Here is a 22591-nt window from a genome sequence, read left to right on the forward strand (position 1 = left end):
GATAAACTCAGTGACCACAGTCAACAGTCAACAGTCAACAGTCAACCACCATCACTATTTTTTCACTAAAATATACGCATTAGCATATTCAGGTAATCTGCTGATATAGCGGACAAATTCTGTTTGACTGGGAAAAATACCTGCTAAAAGATCCAGTTGATAGAGGTTAGGTAAAAAAGCTCCACCTGTATCAGCCACTACGCCCATTTGTAGCTGTTTGCTTCCACCTGCATTATGCTCTAACACAATTATTTTACCCAAACCAATATTCAGGACATCACCAGCAAAAGTTACGCCTGGTTTGATGGATATTTTCGCATCTATTTTATATCCATAACCTTTAATATCATCAACTTCTCTAAAATACCAGTAACGTTTTTGTGCAGTTGCTTTTAATCCGCGAACATAAGGTATTTCATTACTTCTATCAACATTGAAATAACCTTGCTTACCATCTGGAAACTTAATTAATATTGTGCCCTGCATGAGTGCTTCTTCCAGACCAGTGCGAGTTAAATATGCAAGGGGTTCAACTTTGCCAAATTCTTTGCCACCGGGTTCATAAATTCCTGATAATACATCCTGCTTTGTATATCTTGTATAGAATTTATCGGCGGTGAAATTGTCTTTTAAACTATAAATGGGAATATTAAATTTAGCAGTTTTTTTCCGTGAACCATTATGAATGAATACCGCATACTTTGTCAGTCGCAATTGGCGTTGATTTTTAATTTTTGGGTTATAGGCAGACCATCTGATTACTCTAAAATTAGAATTAATAAAATTAGGATCTTGTAAGCGAGTAGTGCGACGGTTCGCAATATCTTCTTTTAAGACCGCAATCATAAAATCTAAAGTTTTGAGAACATCGTCTACCGTCACGTCTTGAGTTTCAAGTATCCCTTTGCGTAATACATCAGGGTCTGCATTGGCATGGTCTTGGTAATATTTTCTCGTATTAGTAATAACAGTAAGTAAATCTGTTTGATTAAATTTTATTTTTGTACTTGGTAATTTTCCGCTTTTAAAAACTTGACTGGGATTAACATTAAATTTAAATTTTTTTAATTCATCAATAGCTCGATATGGTGTTGCAGCTGATATTAAATTCTGTCCAGATGCTTGAAGATTCTGCTCAGACCCTTGGCGATAGCTTAAAGTATCTAACACATTTGTAGCGATTAGCTGAACAGATTGAATGAAGGGTAAGGAAAGAAATGGTTGAGCTAGAGATTCTTCTTGCTGTGCAACCGCAACATTTTGTATAGTTTGCTGTTGTTGATTTATCTGTTGATTGTCTGACTGAGCAGATAAATGATTTCCACTTAATCCAACAAATAATAAAGTAGCTAAACCTGCCGCTAGGCGAAATTTTTTACTGGATAATATACTCATGAGGATGGGTAATAAACGAGACAAGAAAATACACAGATATGCAGAAAAATACCAACTGACAACTGACAACTGACAAATAACTATTTTAATCTTTCTTCTTGAATTAGGGTACGTTGATAAATTTGATGATTTTTAAACCAATGCCAAGTACGGGCACGATAGTTATTGTCAGGACTAATTTGAATCATTTCATACAAGTTCATATCTGGTGCGTTCTTATAAGCAAACCATAATATAACTGTAGAATCGTCTATTTCCCAAGCTTTGCCGGTAATGCGTTCGGTATCAAAAAATAGGGCTTTGTCACGATATATTCCCGGAAATTCATATTCTTCTTTTTTCCCGTCAGCCCAGGTATAACGATTGATTTGGTAATAGGGATGGGGGCCTGTTTCAGGGAATTGACAGCTCAAGTGAGACTGATATTTATCGAGAATTGTTCCGGCATTATCTACTACTGTATAAGTACCTCCCCATTCTCCTTCATGACGGACAAGTACGGGCATTCCTTCGCGGATTGTAGACATAGAAAACTCCTTGATATTGTTAATGGTCAATGGTCAATGGTCAATGGTCAATGGTCAATGGTCAATGGTCAATGGTCAGTTGTCAGTAGGGGCAGGTTTATGGGAGATCGTTATGGATATTTGAGGATATCTGTTAACCCGCCCGTACAGTTGTCAAACATTATCAAACCACCAAGGGTCATTTGCAGAATTAGTTTTGATCAGAAAAGCTTTTTTACGCATAAATCTTTTCAGCGCTGCTGGCCCCATGCGCGAACCACCCAAACCAGAAAATTTGAATGAATTTTTTTCGCCTTCGTGCATGATAGCAGTCAAAGCTGCATCGTTAATACTAATACCTCCTGCTTCTATTTGTTGGGCAACTTCTAAAGCTAATTCTTCTGATTCAGCAAATACAGATGCGCTTAAACCATAAATTGAGTCGTTAGCTAAATGTATTGCTTCTTCAATTTGCGAAAAAGACATGATTGGCATAATGGGGCCAAAAGTTTCTTCGGTCATAATTTTCATCGAATGATTGACCTGAGTTAAAACTGTAGGGCGACACCACCAACCGCCACCTAATTCTTCAACTTTACCGCCACAATGAATCACTGCTCCTTTATCAACAGCATCTAAAAGATGATCGCTAATAATTGCTGCTTGTCTTTCGGCAATAATGGGCCCGATTTCGCCGATTTCTAATGTGGGATGAGCTAATTTTATCTGTTGGGCTTTATTAACTAATAAGGAAACAAATTTATTAAATATAGATTCGGCAACATAAATTCGCTCAATGGAAAGACAAGACTGTCCGGTATTTACAACTGCACCCCATAAAATTGCTGAGGTTGCTAAGTCTAAATTAGCTGATTCTAAAACGATCGCCGGATCTTTACCACCTAATTCTAAAAATACGGGAATAAATCTTTTGGCTGCAACTTCGGCAACTTTTCGCCCTGTGGCGACACTACCTGTAAAACAGACTAAATCTACATATTCTATTAAAGCTGCTCCGGTTTCACCTGCTCCTTCAATAAAGGTAAAAACATCGCGTAATTTGGGCACAGCATTTAATGCTGTCATTAATGGGGCGACAAAACGGGGCGCTATTTCACTGGGTTTGACAATAACTGCACAACCTGCGAGTAATGCGGGAATAGCATCGATTGTGGAGAGTAATAAGGGAAAATTCCAGGGGCTAATTACGCCGACAAGGGGATAGGGAACGGCTGTTTGTTTTAAGGCGATAAAGGGAATGGCGGTATTTTTGGCTGAGTCTTGCAGTAACTCTGGTGCTAATCGACACCAGCGATCGATACCAGAGATGAAGGAGTCAATTTCCATCTCGGAAATTGACAATCTACCGGTATCATTGACTAAAGCTTCAGTTAAGCGATCGCGTTCTGCTACTATCGCTTGTTTCCATTCCTGTAATACTTCAATTCTCCCATCAATACTTAGTTGCTGCCAACGAACTTGCGCCCGCCGCAGCCGATTACATAACTGCGCCAGCAACTTAGGCGGCGGCGGTATAATCACATAATCAAATTTTCCAGTCCGAGGATTGCGAACATCGATTGAGTTGGGCATGGGGCATGGGGCATTGAGGATTAGTCAACAGTCAACGGTCAACAGTCAACAGTCAACAGTCAACCAGTTACCATCAAATTACGCCTAATTGGGCTAGGCGTTCAATGGTGGCTTGTTGTGTTTGCAGAAAGTGTTTTCGGTCTACTTCTGTATCCAGCATAGTGTTTGGTGGGTAAAATTGCGACTGAAGGTAACTTTGGGCATATAATTCAAATCGCTGGCGGGAAAGTAAATTATTTAACCCTGGTCTTTTGCGATCGCGTCTTAAGGCGGCTAGGTCTATCTCTGCAAAGGCTGCCATGCTTTCGCCTGTAGTTGTCTCTGTTAAAACTATTCCCTGATAATCAACAATTTTAGAACCGCCATCAGCTGAGGATATGGGGATGGGGATATTAGCGATACCTGCGGTATTAGCGGAAACAACGTATGCTGTATTTTCTACCGCACGGGTAATTTTAGCTGCGTCTTTGGGCGTTAAATTTTTGCTGTAAATTTCTGAGGTGGAATGGAGAAAAATTTCTGCGCCGCGCATGGCTAAACAACGGGCGACTTCTGGATATAAAATCTCTTCAGATGCTAAAGCGGCTAAATTCCCAATCGCAGTTTTCGCTACGGGAAAAACGCCTTCTAATCCATAGCAGTCGAGATATTTATCCCACACATCATGGGGTGTGGGTGCAAACATAGAATTTAACCGCCGATATCGTAAGACGATATTTCCGGAGGGGTCAATAACAAAGCAAGTTTGGAAGTACAATTTAGGAAAATTGGGGTCTACTTCGTAGGCATTTCCTGCTAAAAATATCCGATGCTTTTGGGCAATTTTACTGAGGGCTTCATACTCAGCCCCATGCATTTCTAAACAGGCTTTATCCCCCCACACTGTCAGAGATTCACCTAAGGGGAAACCTGTGAGGAAATATTCTGGTAAAACAATTAATTTACAGTCAAAACCAATAAATGCAATACTAGCGGCGATTTGCTGTGATAAGCGGTTAATGGTATTTTGCATTAAAGCACGAGCTTCAGTGCGATCGCTCGCTTGATTGACTGCATGACAGGTAACTTGCAGTGCTAAGGCTCGATAGGAATCTAAATTATTGGTCATTTGTCATTTGTCAGAATTTTCAATCTAGATTATGTTTTGTAATATAGTTGGGTTAATTTCCCTTGGCTTGGTTAAATTTTGATTTAATTGATTAATAAAATTAATGGTTCGATAATGGCGATAATTTAAAATACTACTTAGGGAAATTTATTATTACTTATTTAATAAAAATTTTAGCTAACATTATTCAGGATACCACCCAATGCTCCATGCCCAATGCCCCATGCCCAATGCCCAATAATTATTCCATCGCCGCTAACACCGATTTTGGTAATAACTTATCTTTAAACCAGATAATTCTGGCTGGGACATCATTTAATTTCACTCCTGCTTTTTCTAGATTTAAGCGTTCAGAAATTGCTAAAATTAAATCATCTCTTCCCGCACGACGTACTTGAGAAAACTTTTTTTGTAAATATTCTGGACGCCAATAACCGACAATTTCTAATAAAAATGTCCGCCCATCAGGATGGACTAGGCGAAAATCGGGAATCATGACGCTACCAGGAATGGGAATTAAATCAACTTCTCGCTCTAATACCCATTCAGATTTTAAAGCATCCCATTTATCAGCAAAAGAGGCTTCGAGCATACTGTCGTAGGGTTTACCTGGGGAGTAATGAGTGACTAAACCACATTCAGAATTGAGGGTAAAACGTCCAGTTCTCCAAGTATTGGTATAGGTGTCGCGGGTTTGGAGAGTGGAAGAAAGACTCCAGCGGGTAACGTGAAGTAAAGCGGGGATAAGTTTGGCGATCGCTAATCCATACCTTGTACTAGGATTAAATAAACTTGTCGGCCCGTCAATGGTAATTGTAAACCCATGATCGGCATCACCTTCGATATAAGCCATTAATTGAAAGAGCTTAAGATAGCGGAATAATAGTTTATATTCTCCGGGAATATTGCGATGAGCATTTAATATTAATTGGCTGGCTTTATAAAATACTCCCTGTACCTGGGATAAATTATAGCGATGTAATAAATCTTGCGGTTTAGGTGCATCAAAAACCGTTAAAATTTTATTTTCATTTAAATCGGCATATAAGCCATTATGAACTTGTTCTGGTAATATTTCTCGTTCTAATTCGTGAGTTAATTCATCAGCTATTTTAGTTAAAGTCGCTTGGGTTGATTCGCGGCTAGGAACAGATTTCGCAGATAGTGCAAATACCCTTTCACGTAACATCTGCGGTTCTAAGGGACTAACAACTTCAAAGGTACAAAAGCTACTTTTAAGAATATAAGCTAAACCGCGTTTTACACGGTAATCTGTAGTGTCACCTTCAAATTCTGCTAGTTGGCGTTCTAGTATACCTTGAGTTTTACCAACGGCTGATTGAAAATAATTAATTAATTCGGTAGCGAGATTTAAATGTTTATCATCTATTTTTAACCGCTTGGGGATAATTTCTTCGCCGTTGTGGCGGTGCATTAATAAATCTGAGGGTAGCATAGATAATAATTCGTAATTCGTAATTCGTAATTCGTAATTCGTAATTTAAGTAATATTTTTTATCTCACGCAGAGACGCATACTTCGACTCCGCTCAGTAACCAGAGGCGCAGAGAGGAAAGTTGTATTGAGTAACTAAGTTAAATCAGAAGAATCTTCATCGCGCTTTGTTGAATAATTGATTTCTAATTGTTCCGCCGCTTTTGCACTTTTATGCTTTCCACTTCCATATACAACTTGTAAATGTCCTCTCTTATCCTTCTTCCCTTCGTGTTCTTGGCGTCTTCTCTGCGAGACGCTATGCGAAGGTGGTTCATTACTCTTATCCACCCCTCTCCGTCGCGCCGAAGTTCTTTCTTCACTAGTATCTTCAGCCACTACTTCATATAATATCGCCTGCTTATTTTCCACATTTCCCTTACGTAAAACTCTCCCCAAACGTTGAATATATTCTCTTGTCGAACCAGTACCCGATAAAATAATTGCAATCGAAGCAGCAGGAACATCAACCCCTTCATTCAACACATGGGAAGCTATTAAAGTGTTATATTCACCCTCACGAAATTTAGTTAATATCTCATGACGTTCTTTGACTGGTGTTTGATGGGTAATTGCCGGAATTAACAACTCTTGGGAAATGCGGTAAACCGTAGCATTATCAGCCGTAAAAATAATGATTCTTTCCGGATAATGCTTCGCCAATAAATTCGCTAAAATCCGCAACTTCCCATCAGTACCTAAAGCGATTTCTTTGGCTTCGCGATGTGCTAACATAGCTCTACGCCCAGGTTGCGATCGCGCGCTCATTTGCACAAACATTTGCCAACCTTGAATACTTCCCAGAGAAATCCGCGAATCGCGTAAAAAATCGTTACGAGTTTGAATTAACTCGTTGTATTTCTCACGCTCGTGTTGGGATAATTTCACCTTAATTTGGACAATTTCATGCTCTGCTAACGCCTTACCCGCTAAATCTTCAGCCCGTTTGCGATATACTTCTCTACCAATGAGGATATTTAAGTCAGCGTGTTTCCCATCGGTGCGTTCTGGAGTAGCGGAGAGTCCTAAGCGATAGGGTGCGATCGCATATTCGGCAATTACTCGATTAAAATCTGTCGGTAAATGATGACATTCATCGAAAATTAGCAATCCATAGCGATTTCCCAAGGCTTCGGCGTGAATTGCTGCACTATCGTAGGTTGCAATTAGGATAGCTGTCTTATCCTTGGAACCACCCCCCAATAAACCCACCTCCGCATCGGGAAAGGCTGCGACTAGATGGGCATACCATTGATGCATTAAATCCAAGGTTGGCACTACAATCAGCGTACTGCGGGGTGTGGCTTGCATTGCCATTTGCGCTAAATAAGTCTTACCCGCTGCGGTAGGAAGTACCACTACCCCTTGTCTCCCCGCGAGTTTCCACGCTGCTAAGGCTTCACTTTGATGGGGGTAGGGTTCCATTTCCATAGTGGCGACTAAATCTAAAGCATAAAATTCCTTAGCTTCATCGATAAAGTACGCCTCTTGTGCTTGCAGTGCTTCTACTAGAGAACGATACTGAATTGCGGGTACGCGAAATTTTTCCACTCTATCATCCCAAGTGGCATAGTCCATCCAGGCTTTACCCTTTGGTGGGGGATGTAGTATGAGTGTACCGCGATCGAAAGTTAATGTAGGGGTACGAGCCATTTAGCGCTTTATGCCAACGGTTTCACATTTATCTACTAATAACGCAAAATGTACTTAGTTGAGCATGAGCAAGCAAAACCCGCAGAATTACATTTTTAGCTACCTGAAAAATACTTAGATACTTTTCTCTATCAAAGCTAATTTCTATACCATTATTATTATCGAATGATTGCTAAAATATTGCTCCAAAAAAATCTCTTTTCCTAAAGTAAATTACTCTCATTGGAATCAAGAGAATTTCTACTAAGAAAACATCAATAAAATCTATGTATACTATTATTACCAAATAATAAATTAGACTAAATTCAATGACAGCAATCGTCATTATATATAGATTGTCAAAATTACTGCATTCATGTAAGTTCTATGCAGTGGCAAATTCTCATTAGGCAATAGAATTTTCAGCAATAGCAGACAAATGAATTTTTTCTCAGTAGATTGTTATACAATAATAGTAATTAATGTCGGCTATGAGTTTTTATTACTTTAGATAGATTTACTAGAAGTTCTTATCTGTTCCCTATTTATTCAAGATAAAATAACTAATCTACAATCGCTTTGTTTAGCTAATTGTGGCGAAATTGGCTGCGATTAGCTGCATCAAAGGAGAGGCCACATTGAAAGGAATAATCCTCCGAATTTTGCCTTATACAGTAGCAGTTTTGGCAGTTGGTAGCGCATTACTACTGACTTTCTTATTAGAGCCACTGCTAAGTCCAACTATTTTTTTGCTGTTTTTTGCTGCTGTGGCGGTAAGTGCTTGGTATGGCGGTATGAAATCAGGGTTATTTGCCACTACTTTAGCAACTATCTCTGTGGCATACTTTTTTTTAACGCCAGTATTTTCGCCTTTGATTTATTCTCTAGATAGCCTCTTGCGCTTAGCCTTGTTTGTATTGGTAACAACACTTATTAGCTGGCTGAACTCACAATTGCGCACTGCTAAGCGTCGTTTAGAGAAAAGTATACAACAGCTACAAGCCAGCGAAACCAGATTTAGACGGTTAGCAGAGTCTAATATTATTGGCGTAGTTGTAGCTGATATGAATGGGGCAATTATTGAAGCTAACGATGCTTTCTTAAAAATGGTAGGTTACACCAGGGAAGAATTATTATTTGGCAAAATGAACTGGCGCGAGATGACACCGCCAGAATATCAAGAAATTAGCGATCGCGCAATTGTTGAACTGCGCCATCAAGGTATTAACCAAGCTTTTGAAAAAGAATATTTCCGCAAAGATGGTAGCCGCGTTCCCATTCTTCTCGGTTCCGCTTTATTAACTAATGGTGTAGAAGAAATCATTAGTTTTGTACTGGATTTAAGTAATATTAAACAAACAGAAAATGCTTTACGCGAAAGCCAAAGTAGATTTCATGCCTTAGCGGATGCTACCGTTGAAGGAGTTTTAATTCACGACAATGGTAAAGTCCTTGATGCTAACCCAGCTTTTGCTAACATATTCGGTTATGAAATTGATGAAATAATCGGCATTTCCATTACAGAATTCCTGACCCCAGAATCGCGCCCTATTCTCCAAGACAATCTGCAATCTGGGTATGAAAAGACTTATGAAGTCATGGGTCTGAGAAAAGATAAAACAATTTTAAATTTAGAAATAGTCGGTAAAAATTGTCTATATAAAGGTCGTAACGTCAGAGTTTCCACATGGCGTAACATCACCGAACGTAAGCAAGCAGAAGCAGCAATCAGGCAAAGAGAAGAACAATTGCGATTGATTACTAATGCTTTACCCGTATTTATTTCTTATGTCGATAGCCAGCAACGTTATCGCTTTAATAATCGTAAATATGAAGAATGGTCTGGCATGAAAGCCTCAGAAATGTATGGTAAGCAAGTTAAAGAAATTGTGGGCGATATAGTTTATCAAGAAATTAGTCCTTATATAGAAACGGTATTATCAGGAGTACGCATCAATTACGAAACACTAATTAATACCCCAACTGGTGAAAAACGTGCTGTAAATGTAACTTATGTTCCCCAATTTAATCAACAGTCTGAAGTAGAAGGATTTGTTGCCCTCATCAATGATATTACAGAGACCAAACAAGCTCAAAAAGCTCTACAACAGAGTGAAGAAAGGTTTAGAAAACTAACAGAAAAAGTTCGGGTAATTCCTTGGGAAGTAGATGCGAATACGGGACAGTTTACTTATGTTGGGCCACAAACAGAAGAGATTCTCGGTTATCCCGCAACAGAGTGGTATACCCAGAATTTTTGGGAAGAACACATCCACCCAGAGGATCGAGAATGGGCAGTTGAGTATTGTTTACAATCTGCTCTAACATTGGATAATTATGAATTTGAATACAGAATGTTGGCAGCCGATGGCAGATTAGTCTGGATATATGACATTGTCAATGTAGTGCGTCAAGGAGAAAAACCGCAGTTATTACATGGATTTTTGATTGATATTACCGAACGCAAACTCTCAGAACAAGAACGCGAAAGACTGCTAATAGAAGCCGAAACCGCCAACCGCCTGAAAGATGAGTTTTTAGGGATTCTTTCCCATGAACTGCGTACCCCACTCAACGCCATCACTGGTTGGATACAGCTACTCAAAAAGCGCAAATTAGACGAAACGACAACCACCCGCGCTTTGGACACCATTGACCGCAATAGCAAGATCCTCGCACAATTAATTGAAGATGTATTAGATGTATCGGGAATTATTCACGGTCAACTCTCCTTAAATCTTCAGCTAGTAGAACTGATACCCATTTTAGAAGCAGCAATTGAGACATTACAACCCGCCGCAGCTGCTAAAGAAATTCACATCACCAGCCAATACGATCCGGCAGTGGGGATAGTATTGGTCGATGTCAACCGTTTGCAACAAATCTTTTGGAATTTATTTTCCAACGCCGTCAAATTCACACCCAAAGGCGGGAGAGTGGAAATACAACTAGAACGGATACAAGATCGCATTCAACTGCAAGTCAGCGATACAGGTGGCGGAATTGCTCCTGACTTTCTACCCTATGTATTTGAACGCTTTCGCCAAGCCGACAGTTCCAGCACGCGATCGCACGGTGGGCTAGGATTAGGATTAGCCATCGTTCGCCATCTCGTAGAATTGCATGGCGGTACAGTCGAAGCCCAAAGCCAGGGAATTGGCCAAGGCGCAACATTTATTGTCAATTTGCCGATGAAAGCGGTTAGTCATTAGTCATTTGTCAATGGGCATGGGGCATTGGGCATGGTATTTCTTCGCATCTCTCTTTCTCCTTCTCTCCCTCTGCCCCGCGCACGCTTCGACTTCTCCCAAGGGGAGACGCTACGCGAACGCTCAGCGTGCTCCGTCTGCCACGACAACAATTAAAATAAAGATGACGTACATTCATCAGTAGCTAAAGTGTCAGACTCTCTCCCATTGCGCGATCGCTACCTGGCTTTAATTGACGAAATTGTGGACACCACCCTCAAGGGCAAAATTAGCTCTGTAGAGCAGGTGTATCAAATGTTGCTCAAAGGGGTGAATCCTGGGACAGGAGAAGTATTTGAGTTAGTTTTGAGCGATCGCTCTACAGCCATCCAAAACCAAGTAGATGGGGAAAAGGATGAACTCAAAAAAGCTAAGGCTACCCGCAGTTTAAGGGCAATTAAGACTATTCAAACTCAATGGCAACGGTGGCAAGAACACAACAAAGCTACACAAGCGATCGTTTCTGCTGTCAAAGAAATTACCACAGCTGCCGCTGATGAACGACTAGCAACTTTTCTTAGGTTTACCGATCCCAATCAAAAGCAGCCCCTCAATTCTCAACAGCTACAGCAGTTGTCAAAATCTATACAGCAATTTGCCCAGCCAGAATCAGATTTACAGCAGATATCTGAAGGAATTAACCGAGGTTTAGCGAGTTGGCAGCGATTGCAAGAACATTTAGTTAGCTGGATGTACGAGCAAAATCAATCACTAGGGTTTGGTGGCGTACCCGGAGAAAGCGGCCCTTGGGCAACTTGGGCAAAGCAGGTAAATAGTCAAGTACCCCACAGCCTACTGCGTACCTTAGCAATAGAAGGTTCAGCAATTGAATTCGCCGCTAATCAGCAAATTACCCTAAGTGATTGGGTAGAAATGGCATTAATTCTGCAATATTTGCAAAGGGGTTTAGTTAACTGGTTTGACCAACAAGCTTATAATGTGCAAGCTGGTTCTAAGTTATCGATTTCCACCTATTTAACCTTTGCAGTGATTTGGAGTCAATTAGCTAGCGGTTTTCACAACCTAGCCCCAGTTTACAGTAATGGCGCATCCCAAATCATGCTGCAAATTCTCCGTAATTTTGCCCTGCGTCCTTATTTTCCCCTTTACGGTGGGATTTTTGCTTCATTTTCCGGTAACTATTTGCGGGATGCTTTAGATTATTTAGATGAACCACTGCGCAGAGTCGAGAAAACCCAAGAAAAAGCCAGAATTTTAACTTTATTAGGCTATTCACAACGCGCTTTAGGACAATATCAACGTTCTATTGAATTTCATCAACAAGCATTAGAAATCGCCAGAACCGCAGGCGATCGCCCCTGTGAAATTGCCAATCTTAACCACCTCAGCCGTACCTATGTGCAAGAGCAAGATTACGTAGAAGCCATTAACCACAGCCAACGCGCCTTAATTCTTAGCCGTCAAGTAGGCGATGCCTACGGCGGGCAAAGCCTACGTACAGGCGAAGCCAACGCCCTAATTAACTTAGGCTACAGCGAAGTCATGCACGCCCAAGAACTAGAACAGCTAGAACCCGAAACCTATGAAATGGCAATTAACTATTTACAACAAGGTTTAAAACTAACCGAACAATTAGGTGATATTCAAAGTAAAGCCCTATGTTTTAGTAGCTTAGGAATTGCCCATTTAGTAATTGGCGAATCACAAGCCGCCATTAAATATTTAGAAGAAGGCTTTAAAACAGCACAAATTTCTGGCGATTTATATCTCCAAGGACGCAATTTAGCATACTTAGCTGAAGCTTATTATCAACTACAAAATTTTGAAAAAACCATTTACACTGGTAGTTTGGGCATGTATCTTTTAGAGCAAATTGCTTCTCGTGAATGGCGACAAGCAGCCGGACTCTTAACAATATTACAAGGGCAAATAGGGGAGGAAGCCTTTACAAATTTCCTCCAACAACATCGCCCGAAAATTATTGCAATTATTGGCGTGGATGGATACGATCACATTCCCCAATTATTAGAGACTTACAAAAAATAAATTATCCCAAATTGTAGGGGCGGGGTCACCCCCATTAGTGTCAACTTAACGTGAAACCCTTTTGGTTGACAAGGTTTTGTCCTCACTCCCAACCCCTCGCTTACCCAACAAACCGCCGTCACCCTGCAAGGGTGCGGCTAACTGAACAAAGCCCACAAAGGTGGGCTTAGAAAATTTAGCCCACCTTTGTGGGCTTTGTAGCGTTAGCCCCAGGCTTACAGCCTGTGGGCGGTCTGTTGGGTAAGCCAGAGAACTTAAGTTGACACCAATGGGTCACCCCGCCCCTACGAGTTGCGGGCTTGGCAAGTTAATAATTGGGATGTTTTTTTATTTGGAAGTCCCTTAGCAACATATAAAAATTGACAATCTCCTGGTAGTAGTGGCGATCGCCAATGAGGCGAGACAACTCTTGTCTCACCCCATTTCAAAATGTCTCAACAGCCTTGATTGCAGACGTTAATTAGAACGGGAGGCTGATTATTTCGGCAAACATCTCAGCCTTGATATCGCGCCCACCCAGTCCGGAATTGGGTAGTTGTACTGCTAGTTGATAACCTGCTGTAAGCGAATATTCTCCCGGCTGTGTCAAGGTAAATTTCTCTTCTAAAATTCCATCCGGTGTCTCATTGACAACATGAGGCTGAGAAAATGAAGGCCCATTGAGTTTAATTTCAATAATGTCCAGATCACTTTCAATGTTGGTGCGGAGGATAATTGTCACTGGGCGATCGCCTGGAAGTTGTGGCAAATTAAAGCCCATTTGCAGTCGATCTTGCACAATACCCAAAGCTTGAACTCCTTTGTCCCTTGGTAGATAGATCGCGGCGGTACTTTTCAACCTCAAACCAGAGCATTCTCCAACTTGATAATCTAAAAACTCTGATTGAGTATTCAAGCTGACCTTCAGTAGATTATTTTCATCTCCTTGCTGAACTTCAAGGTAACGGCTAACTGGCGCATTCTGATTTTCACCCGGATCGATATTGTAGGAAGATGCATTTGCATCACCGTATCCTACAACCTCAGCAAAAACTCGACCGCTACGATTGTCCTGATAAACTGAGAATTTGGGTTGAATCATGATACTTAACTCCTAAAATTAAATGTACTGGTTGTTTGTGTGATATGTAACATTACATACTTAGCGTTTGCGGATCTCTGCACCACCTGTAAAAGCAATGGTGAATGAGCCAAAGACTGTTTGTGGTACTACCATTGACTCAGATTCCACCTGACACATCACAACTTGGGTGGAAGCGAGAAGATCGCCTTGAAGGTCTTCAAGTTGCACCTCAATTTCTCGCCCTACAAGGCTTGCAGGCAAAATATCCGTAGGGACAAAGTGAGCAATCAGAAGTTCATTCATTGCTCTCGGTTCTGTGCCGATATAGAGGAGGTAACCGTTAGGTCGATCGTTGTTGGGTAAAAACTTGGTTGTCTTAACTGTGAGTACGCCATTGCAATAAAACGTTTGCTGACCGTCAATCAGTTTCAGCCGCGCTGGCTCTTGTGACCCACCTTTGCGCCCGATCCAGCGACGACCCGGTATAATCGCCCGTCCCCAACAACCTGCAAGTACGGGAAGGGTGGTAAGTGTTGGATCGAGGGGGAGTGATGGATCGCTGGCTAGTTTGCGCCCGCTGAGGATCTCGCCACAGAAGTAGTCTGCACAACCTAACATGATGGCAATATCTGCGGGGATTTCCAGGGTTGATAAAGGTGCATCAGGTAGGGGCAGGACGTTAATTGCGATCGCTTCTATGGAGCGTTGAAATGCCTCAATCTCCTTAGCCAGCATCGGGTAAGCTTCTTTGACAAAATATTCAAGTCCATTCTCATAGGTACCCAAGACATCAGGGACGCTGTAAGCTTCCATTAACAGGCGCATACCTTGAAGTTGCCGCAGCAATACTTGCATAAACTTCTTCTCGATTGCTTCATAAATACGTAGCAGTTGCCCATCTTGCCAACCCCGCTCATTTACCTCCTCAATTGCAAGGTTAGTCCAAATTTCCAAGAAGCCACGCACCTTCTCCGCTTCTACTCCCACTTCTTTGCCTAAAAGTCTAGTGCAAGTGAGATTGATATTCACTGGCACATCACTATCAAGGATTTTTTGGGCAATCTCACGGGCTTTTTGCTTGATTTGGTCAAGGTTCGCTGAAGTTCCATTTTTTTTGATATCTCGTCCCAACTGACTAATTTTTGGATAGAAGAATTGCACTTTTTCCTCATAATCGAGAATGTCCTTCCACAGGTCTTCTTCACGCTCCTCATAAAACTTGGTATTTACACTCCATTTGAATTTTTGCAACTCATTTCTTAGCTTTTCAAGATCCCGATTCACCTGGTCGATGCGCCGATCTAGCTCGGCAAATCGCAACTCTGTCTGCTTCTCAAAGCTGAGATCGGGAACGAGTCCTTCACCAAAAAAGATACCCAGAACTATCTGTTCTCCCCATTGTCCTAGTCCACGCTCTTGAACTTCGATCGCGAGAATTTTGTTGATCGCTATAGTGGCAACTTTAGAGGCGATCGCTTTACCAATTGCCCCAGCAATCACTACTGAAATACCCATAATCTTCCATCTCCTAGTTCCTATTGTTAGCTAGTGTCGATTGGTGATATTACCTGTGCTGTTGACTTACACGGTCAGGGTTAGCAGTTTATGCACCTCGAATTCAGAAATTGAAAATAAAAAATTCTATCCCCTGGTGTTTTCCATGAATTGAAAGCTCGTTTCAAGCATTTAGCAGCTTTTTTATGCCAGTATTCAGCAATTTTAAAAATAGCGATCGCAAAATTTGTTGCTGGCGACTGCATAAATCTTAAAAGCTAACCGTACCGATAATGGTGTATGGCACAAACACTTTGACGACAAATGGTATGAATGGCAGGCACTAGGTGGCGTGGTTACTTTTACTCACAAATATAGGAATCCAATTTGATTATTGAAAAATCTAAGTATGTGTCGTAGCGTAAAAAGTCTAAAATATTACAATAATTTTATAGATGAATTTGAGGAACAAACCTGGGGTGGGCGAGCCTTAAAACCCAGTTTTTCGGTAAGGCTATTTTTTCTAATCTCTGTTATCCTTGACTCCATAGACGAATTTTCTTAACTTAACCGTATTAATATATAAAGACCTCTTTTATTTTTTATCCTGATTAAAAAGATTAAATAAAAATACTGGGCAAGTAGTGACTTTTACCAACCGAAGTATTAATCTGTGTATGCAAAGATGAAGAGGATATATAAAAATTAGAGATATGACCAAAATCATCGTTACAGGGGCAGCTGGATTTATCGGTTCTCACATTGCCGAAGCATTACTGCAACAAGATAAAGAAGTAATAGGTATTGATGAATTTAATGATTACTACGATCCCACATTAAAACACAAGAATATAGCAATTTTAAAAGCATATCCTAACTTTAAACTTGTTGAAGGCGATATTCAATTATTAGATTGGCCGACACTACTCCAAGATGTAGAGGTAGTTTACCATCAAGCAGCACAAGCAGGAGTCAGAGCCAGTTGGGGTAGCGGCTTCCGTGCTTACACTGAACGCAACATTAACGCGACACAAATTTTACTAGAAGCAGCCAAAGATGCAAAAAACCTGCAAAGGCTAGTATTTGCCTCTACATCCAGTGTATACGGTGATGCTGAAACCTTACCTACCCACGAAAATATTCCACCTCGCCCTGTTTCTCCTTATGGTATTACCAAACTAGCAGCCGAGCGTTTATGCGGTCTGTATCACAAAAACTTTGGCGTACCTTTTGTATCTCTACGCTACTTTACAGTTTATGGCCCCAGACAGCGCCCGGATATGGCATTCCATAAATTTTTCAAAGCTGTATTGCAAGATGAAGCCATTCCCATCTATGGTGATGGACAGCAAACAAGAGACTTTACCTTTGTTAGTGATGCTGTCGCCGCTAACCTAGCCGCCGCTACTGCGCCTGATGCTGTGGGCGAAATCTTCAATATTGGTGGTGGTAGCAGAGTAGTTTTAACAGAAGTATTAGACACAATGGCAGAAATCGTTGGTAAACCAATTAAAACCAACCATATAGAAAAAGCTATGGGAGATGCACGCCATACCGCAGCTGATGTATCGAAAGCCAGAAAAATTCTCCAATATCAGCCAGCAGTCTCTCTCAAAGAAGGTTTGACTCAAGAATGGCATTGGATCAAATCTTTGTATAGCTAAATATCAATAGCTTACAGGCTGTAGCTAAATTTGTTGACTGCAATATTAGGTGTGTTACGCCGTCGGCTAACGCACCTTTAATTTTGGAATTTTGTTTTGTAATTTTGAGTAATTTGGTGCGTTGCGCTACGCGACAACACACCCTACTAAACACCCCATTGAATGGCTATTCTTTAACCCATTTTCAAAACCTATCAGCTTGTGATTTTTGGCTAGAAACAGCATGTTCTTGGAAGTCACTTTCCTTGGTGAAATAGTAGTAACTATGGCTTTCATTTTGGGGAATAACAGCATTGATAACTTGTCCCAAAACATTCTGACCAGATTTTTCTAAAATCTCCGCAGCAAGCGCCGCATTCACAGAATCAACTACGCCAGGACGAACTACTAATAAAACACCATCAGCCATTTGTCCCAATGTCGCTGCATCAGCCGCAACGTTTAAAGAGGGCGCGTCAATAATCACAAAATCATAGCTAGAACCAAAATTTTGGATTAAAGAAGCCATCCGTTTTGAGTCTAACAACGAGGCTGGTGAGGGAGGTACAACACCGGCAGTCAAAATATCTAAATTAACCATGACTTTTTTGACAGCATGATTAATTTCTGACTGTCCGACAATTAAATTGCTGAGTCCTTGGCTATTAGTTAATTCCCAAATTTGATGTTGTACTGGTTGGTGCAAGTCTGCATCTACTAATAATACTTGACGCTCCATTTGCGCCATTGCTAAGGCTAAATTAGCAGCGATTGTTGATTTACCTTCTCCTGGTACAGAACTGGTAATGACAATCACTTTTAATTCCTTATCAGCGCTCATGAATTTTAAGTTGGCTCTGAGCATCCGGAAGGCTTCGCTAATTGGCGATCGCGGCATATCTCTGACTACTAGGCTAGATGCAGGAAATTCTAATGATTCTTCGCCACGAATGTACTTTTTAGACTTATTAAATGTGGGAATTACACCCAATATAGTCAATCCCAATAAATCTTTGGCTTCATCGAAGGTCTTAATAGTCTTATCGCGAACGTCTAAAATATACATAGTTGCTAAAGCAGCTAGACTAGCAAGTAACCCGCCACTCAGGTAATAAACTAAAGCAGAGGAAATAGGCGATCGCGGCACAATTGCTTCTGATATTTTACTAGCATTACCTACTGTTTGATTTTCGGCTATGCGGCTCTCTTGCAATTTTTGCAGCAGCAAGGAATAGGTAGATTGGGAGGCTCGTACTTTTCCTTCTAATTGACGTTCTTGTTGTTCTAAACGAGGAATTTTGGTGAGTCTTTGCTTGTAGTTATTTTCATAATTAGATGCAGAAGCTAATTCACTCACTAAACCTTGACGAGTAGACTCTAATTCTACTAGCCTGCTACTTAATTGTTGTTTAATTTGTCCTATTTGTAAATTGCTATTTGCTGTTACTGGCGAACCTCCAGCAACCTGTTGGATTCGCCCTTGGAGTAACTGCTTTAAAGCCGCTAATTTGCTTTGTAATTGCACAACTTGCGGATGATTATCATTAAAAACAGTCCGCTTTTCAGCAAGTTGCACCTCGACTTGCTGAATTTGTTGTATGGTGTCTTGAACTCCTGCTGACTGGCTGAGAGAACTCTGTGTTACTGCTTCTTTTGAGTTCATCTGCAATTGCTTACGGATCTCTTGCGCTTGCGAAGTCAGATTGGCAATTTGATTTTTAATTTCCGCAGTTTTACTTTGAATCTGCGTTATCTCTTTCACTGATTCTGATTTTTCATCTTGGAGAGAAACAACATTATTGTTCTCTCTAAAAGCTGCTAAATTAGCTTCTGCTTGTCTAACAATTCTTTCTGCTATGGGTAACTGCTTTTCGAGAAACCTCCGCGCCGCCGAAACTTCTGCTTTATAGAGTGACTCATAATGTTCTAAATAGACATTCATCAGCATATTTACAACAGCTGCAGCTGTCTCAGGATTTTGATCCTGATAAGCAATTTCTAGAACATCCGAACCCGGAACATTTTTGACAGTTAAGCGGCTGATAAATTTATCAAATATTACAGGTTCTCCTTCGTCATCTGTTAAGTTGAGCCGACTAATAGTTTTATTCACAATTGATACAGAACGAATTACTTCCGCTTCTGTATTTAAAGGGCTACTTTCAGTATTTCTGGTTAATGCTTCTAACCTGTTAATTTCAGTTCCTACGCCTGTCAGAGAAGAAATAGTATTATTTTTCTGAAACAATAATTTTCCTTGGGCTTCAAATAAAGGTTGTCTTATAGAAGCAGCTATGGATGTGAGGAACATTATCGGTATAAATACTGCTAATCCTGGTAACCAACGGCGATTAAATACAGCCCAGATTTTTTTTGTACTGATAAAATTGCTATCAGATGTTGGTAAGTTTTCCATGTCTAATTTTTGTTATTAAGTTGGCATCAGGTAGATGTTTTATTTATGAAAAATTGGCAGTTTTTTAAGTCAATTCAAAAACAGGCAACTACTTCGACACCTGTAAGTACGCTGATACTTAAGTAGTTTAATCGATTTGAGCTAAATTTTGTCTAATGTGCCACAATCTGTAAAAAAATGTAGCGCAGATCAAGCTAATATTTCCTTGATTGCCGCGATCGCTCTTTCGACATCATCTAAGGTCATGCGCGTATAAATCGGTAAACTAACTATACGTTCATAAGTAGATAAGGCGATGGGAAAATCTTCTGGCCGAAGATTATATGTATCGCGCCAATAAGGATGGAGATGCAACGGAATATAGTGAACGCTACAGCCAATTCCTCTGGTAGCCATCTGCTCAATAAAGCTATTGCGGCTAATTTTGACAGTATCATCTAAGCGAATTACATATAAGTGCCAAGAATGAATATCATCACCTGGCACTTTGGGTGGCAAAATTAAAGGTAAATTTTGGAGATGTTCATCATACAAGGCAGCGATTTTTGCTCTTTGTTGCTGAAGCATCCAGGCTTTTTTTAATTGATGGATACCCAAGGAAGCGGCTAAATCGGTCATATTATATTTAAAGCCAGGAGCAATCACTTCATAATGCCAACTCGGTTTAGTTGAAGTGTATCTATCAAAAGCATCGCGACTAATACCATGTAATCGCATCACGCGACAACGTTGGGCAATTTCGGGATTGCGGGTTACTAACATTCCCCCTTCACCGGTGGCAATGGTTTTAGTAGCGTAGAAACTATAAACAGTGGCATCACTTTCTAAACTACCTATAAGTTCTCCTTTATAGGTAGTAGGAATTGCATGGGCTGCATCTTCAACTACTTTTAAGTTATGTTTACGGGCTATGTTGAAAATTGGCTGCATATCCGCAGCTAGCCCACCATAATGCACGGGTATAATTGCTTTAGTTTTTGGTGTAATTACTGCCTCAATTTTTGTCGGATCTATATTTAATGTTTGCGGATCGATATCGACAAATACAGGATTTGCACCCAGGTAACGAATTACTTCGGCTGTTGCAGTGAATGTATAAGTTGTAGTGATTACTTCATCACCAACACCAACACCTAAAGCTTCCAGGGCTAAGTGCAATCCTGATGTTGCCGAATTCACCGCGATCGCTTCGACATCATTACCAATAAATTCCGCAAAATCTGTTTCAAAACGTTTAGTTTTCGGCCCGGTAGTTAGCCAACCAGACCTTAAAGAATCTAAAACTTCGGCAATTTCTTCTTCACCAATATCGGGTAAAGCAAAAGGAAGGAATTCTGTCATAAATATGGGGATGTTAAATTAAATTTGTTAATGGGGTATGGGGCATTGGGCATTGGGCATGGGGCATGGGGTATGGGGCATTAAGTATTTATTTACCCCCTCTGCCTCCTCTGCCTCCTCTGCTTCCTCCGCACCCCTGCCCCCTTGTCTCTTCAACTGCTGCCATTTAAATATTCTTCAACGTTGGTATATCCATCTGCATCTGCATCTTGGGAACCATCCAAGGGATTATCGGGGTTAAAACCATGTTTGAGTTCCCATTCATCTGGCATCCCATCGCGATCGCGATCGCTACATACACTACCCTTTGCTATCTGGGGATAACCACCTACAACACTGGGATTTAGAATAGCGTCTTTTGGGCCTGTGTTGTTGCGGACATCGTTGAGAATTCTTTTATCAACTGCATCAGCATTTTCTATCCAATTTCCTAAGCAATCTAATCTGGCATTAGCACCAACATCAGCCAAAACTGAATTGTAAGCTGCATCAGCAGATTCAATAGTTACGGGAATTTTTGGTTGGGTTAATCGATGATAACGGCGAAATTTATCTGGTAAAGGTTTATAAGAAAAATTATATTGCCAGAGTCCCCAATTATCTGCTTTTGTATTTACCTGAACCGCCGCAACTACATTACCGCTCGTATAAATAGAAGGGTCAGGATAGGGCAGGTCGTTAGGTCTTTGGGGATTGTGATCCTCATGCAAAAATAACCTTTTTGTATTGGACATTGGCCCTGGTTTCGCATAGTTATTAACCACATCAATAATTGACCCGCGAGTAGTTTCGCCAATTTGATATTTCCAGTTGTACATGACATTGTTGATAATTTCCGAAGCAGCAGATGTCACTCTAGGATTGCGATGGGTATTATGGGCAAATAGATTGTGATGAATAGAAATTTGTGAGATTTTACGCCAATCTTCTATCGGGTTTGTGGGATCGGTTTCATTCACTCTTCCAGTGACAATTAAACCGTTACTATGACCTTTCAAACCTTCAGCCATAATTGAACGTTGAATGGTGACGTTATATATTCCTGGGTCTTTTGTAGTTCTAAAAAGTGAAGCGTTTTCATCTGTACTCCAACTCAGAGAAACATGGTCAACAATAATGTTATATCCCCCATTAATTGTTAAATTATCGTGACCGGAACCATTGGCTTTTCCTGAACCATTGCGCAATCTTAAATATCTAATAATTATGTCATGGGCACCCTTACGAATATTTAATATATTGTTATCAGTTCCTTTGAGAATAATTCCGCCCCCTGGTGCAGTTTGTCCAGCAACGGTGAGATAGGAATTTTTGATGCGGATGGTATCTTTTAGCGTAATTACCCCAGCCACGCGAAACACTACTATCCGCGCACCTTCAGCTTCCAAGGCGGCGCGCAAACTTCCCGGGCCGCTGTCGTTGAGATTGGTAACTTCTATCACGCGACCGCCACGACCACCTACTGAAGTAGCGCCAAAACCTTCTGCACCAGGGAAAGCTAAAGGATGTTGGGAATTTGTTGTGGTATTTTTCACAACATAGTTTTTGACTCGTTCCTCTGCACTGTTACCAACAGCACAGCTGGAGACGAGAAGTACTATTCCCCAAGATAATCCAGCTAGCAGTAGGTTTAATTGGTTCATGGGCTGTA

Annotated in this window: 15 protein-coding genes; 3 read left to right on the top strand and 12 right to left on the bottom strand. The window is 40.8% G+C overall.

Features of this window, described 5'->3' with window-relative positions; genetic code table 11:
- Positions 1-54 precede the first annotated feature (54 nt).
- The 6 genes from H6G41_RS14585 to H6G41_RS14610 all read right to left on the bottom strand — a co-directional run bounded on the left by H6G41_RS14585 (position 55) and on the right by H6G41_RS14610 (position 7749).
- Complete coding sequence (locus H6G41_RS14585; protein ID WP_190746898.1) at positions 55-1395, bottom strand: hypothetical protein; 1341 nt, start codon at positions 1393-1395, stop codon at positions 55-57.
- A gap of 80 nt (positions 1396-1475) precedes the next feature.
- A complete protein-coding gene (locus H6G41_RS14590; RefSeq protein ID WP_190746899.1) occupies positions 1476-1922 on the bottom strand; it encodes a DUF3598 family protein in 447 nt (148 codons plus the stop codon).
- A gap of 153 nt (positions 1923-2075) precedes the next feature.
- Complete coding sequence (locus H6G41_RS14595; RefSeq protein ID WP_190746900.1) at positions 2076-3494, bottom strand: aldehyde dehydrogenase family protein; 1419 nt, start codon at positions 3492-3494, stop codon at positions 2076-2078.
- A gap of 73 nt (positions 3495-3567) precedes the next feature.
- A complete protein-coding gene (locus tag H6G41_RS14600; RefSeq protein ID WP_190746901.1) occupies positions 3568-4602 on the bottom strand; it encodes a nitrilase-related carbon-nitrogen hydrolase in 1035 nt (344 codons plus the stop codon).
- Positions 4603-4843: 241 nt separating this feature from the next.
- Positions 4844-6058 (bottom strand): DUF790 family protein, encoded by a 1215-nt coding sequence (locus H6G41_RS14605; RefSeq protein WP_190746902.1) that lies wholly within the window; start codon positions 6056-6058, stop codon positions 4844-4846.
- 134 nt (positions 6059-6192) lie between these two features.
- Positions 6193-7749, bottom strand: a complete 1557-nt coding sequence (locus tag H6G41_RS14610) for a DEAD/DEAH box helicase family protein (RefSeq protein ID WP_190746903.1) — start codon at positions 7747-7749, stop codon at positions 6193-6195.
- Between the two features lie 617 nt (positions 7750-8366).
- Here H6G41_RS14610 and H6G41_RS14615 point away from each other — a divergent pair.
- Both H6G41_RS14615 and H6G41_RS14620 read left to right on the top strand, forming a co-directional pair.
- Positions 8367-10940 carry a PAS domain S-box protein gene (locus H6G41_RS14615; RefSeq protein WP_190746904.1) on the top strand — a complete coding sequence of 858 codons (2574 nt, stop codon included), beginning with the start codon at positions 8367-8369 and terminating at the stop codon, positions 10938-10940.
- 186 nt (positions 10941-11126) lie between these two features.
- Complete coding sequence (locus H6G41_RS14620) at positions 11127-12983, top strand: tetratricopeptide repeat protein (RefSeq protein ID WP_190746905.1); 1857 nt, start codon at positions 11127-11129, stop codon at positions 12981-12983.
- 460 nt (positions 12984-13443) lie between these two features.
- Here the strand turns inward: H6G41_RS14620 and H6G41_RS14625 are convergent, their stop codons facing one another.
- Complete coding sequence (locus tag H6G41_RS14625; RefSeq protein WP_190746906.1) at positions 13444-14064, bottom strand: hypothetical protein; 621 nt, start codon at positions 14062-14064, stop codon at positions 13444-13446.
- A gap of 60 nt (positions 14065-14124) precedes the next feature.
- Entirely contained in the window at positions 14125-15561 is a 1437-nt protein-coding gene (locus H6G41_RS14630) for a hypothetical protein (protein ID WP_190746907.1), read from the bottom strand.
- Between the two features lie 692 nt (positions 15562-16253).
- On the opposite strand from H6G41_RS14630, the gene H6G41_RS14635 reads away from it, so the two are divergent.
- Complete coding sequence (locus tag H6G41_RS14635) at positions 16254-17204, top strand: NAD-dependent epimerase/dehydratase family protein (protein ID WP_190746908.1); 951 nt, start codon at positions 16254-16256, stop codon at positions 17202-17204.
- A gap of 184 nt (positions 17205-17388) precedes the next feature.
- Here H6G41_RS14635 and H6G41_RS14640 read toward each other — a convergent pair whose 3' ends face one another.
- The 4 genes from H6G41_RS14640 to H6G41_RS14650 form a co-directional block, all read right to left on the bottom strand.
- A complete protein-coding gene (locus H6G41_RS14640) occupies positions 17389-19599 on the bottom strand; it encodes a polysaccharide biosynthesis tyrosine autokinase (RefSeq protein ID WP_190746909.1) in 2211 nt (736 codons plus the stop codon).
- 189 nt (positions 19600-19788) lie between these two features.
- A complete protein-coding gene (locus tag H6G41_RS14645) occupies positions 19789-20940 on the bottom strand; it encodes a DegT/DnrJ/EryC1/StrS aminotransferase family protein (RefSeq protein ID WP_190746910.1) in 1152 nt (383 codons plus the stop codon).
- A 27-nt stretch (positions 20941-20967) separates the two neighbouring features.
- Positions 20968-21096, bottom strand: a complete 129-nt coding sequence (locus H6G41_RS35760; RefSeq protein ID WP_277878122.1) for a hypothetical protein — start codon at positions 21094-21096, stop codon at positions 20968-20970.
- Positions 21093-22583 carry a polysaccharide lyase family 1 protein gene (locus H6G41_RS14650; protein ID WP_190746911.1) on the bottom strand — a complete coding sequence of 497 codons (1491 nt, stop codon included), beginning with the start codon at positions 22581-22583 and terminating at the stop codon, positions 21093-21095. Before H6G41_RS14650 ends, H6G41_RS35760 begins: the two co-directional genes overlap by 4 nt.
- Positions 22584-22591 lie beyond the last annotated feature (8 nt).

This window comes from Tolypothrix sp. FACHB-123 (assembly GCF_014697075.1).
Lineage (GTDB): Bacteria > Cyanobacteriota > Cyanobacteriia > Cyanobacteriales > Nostocaceae > Aulosira.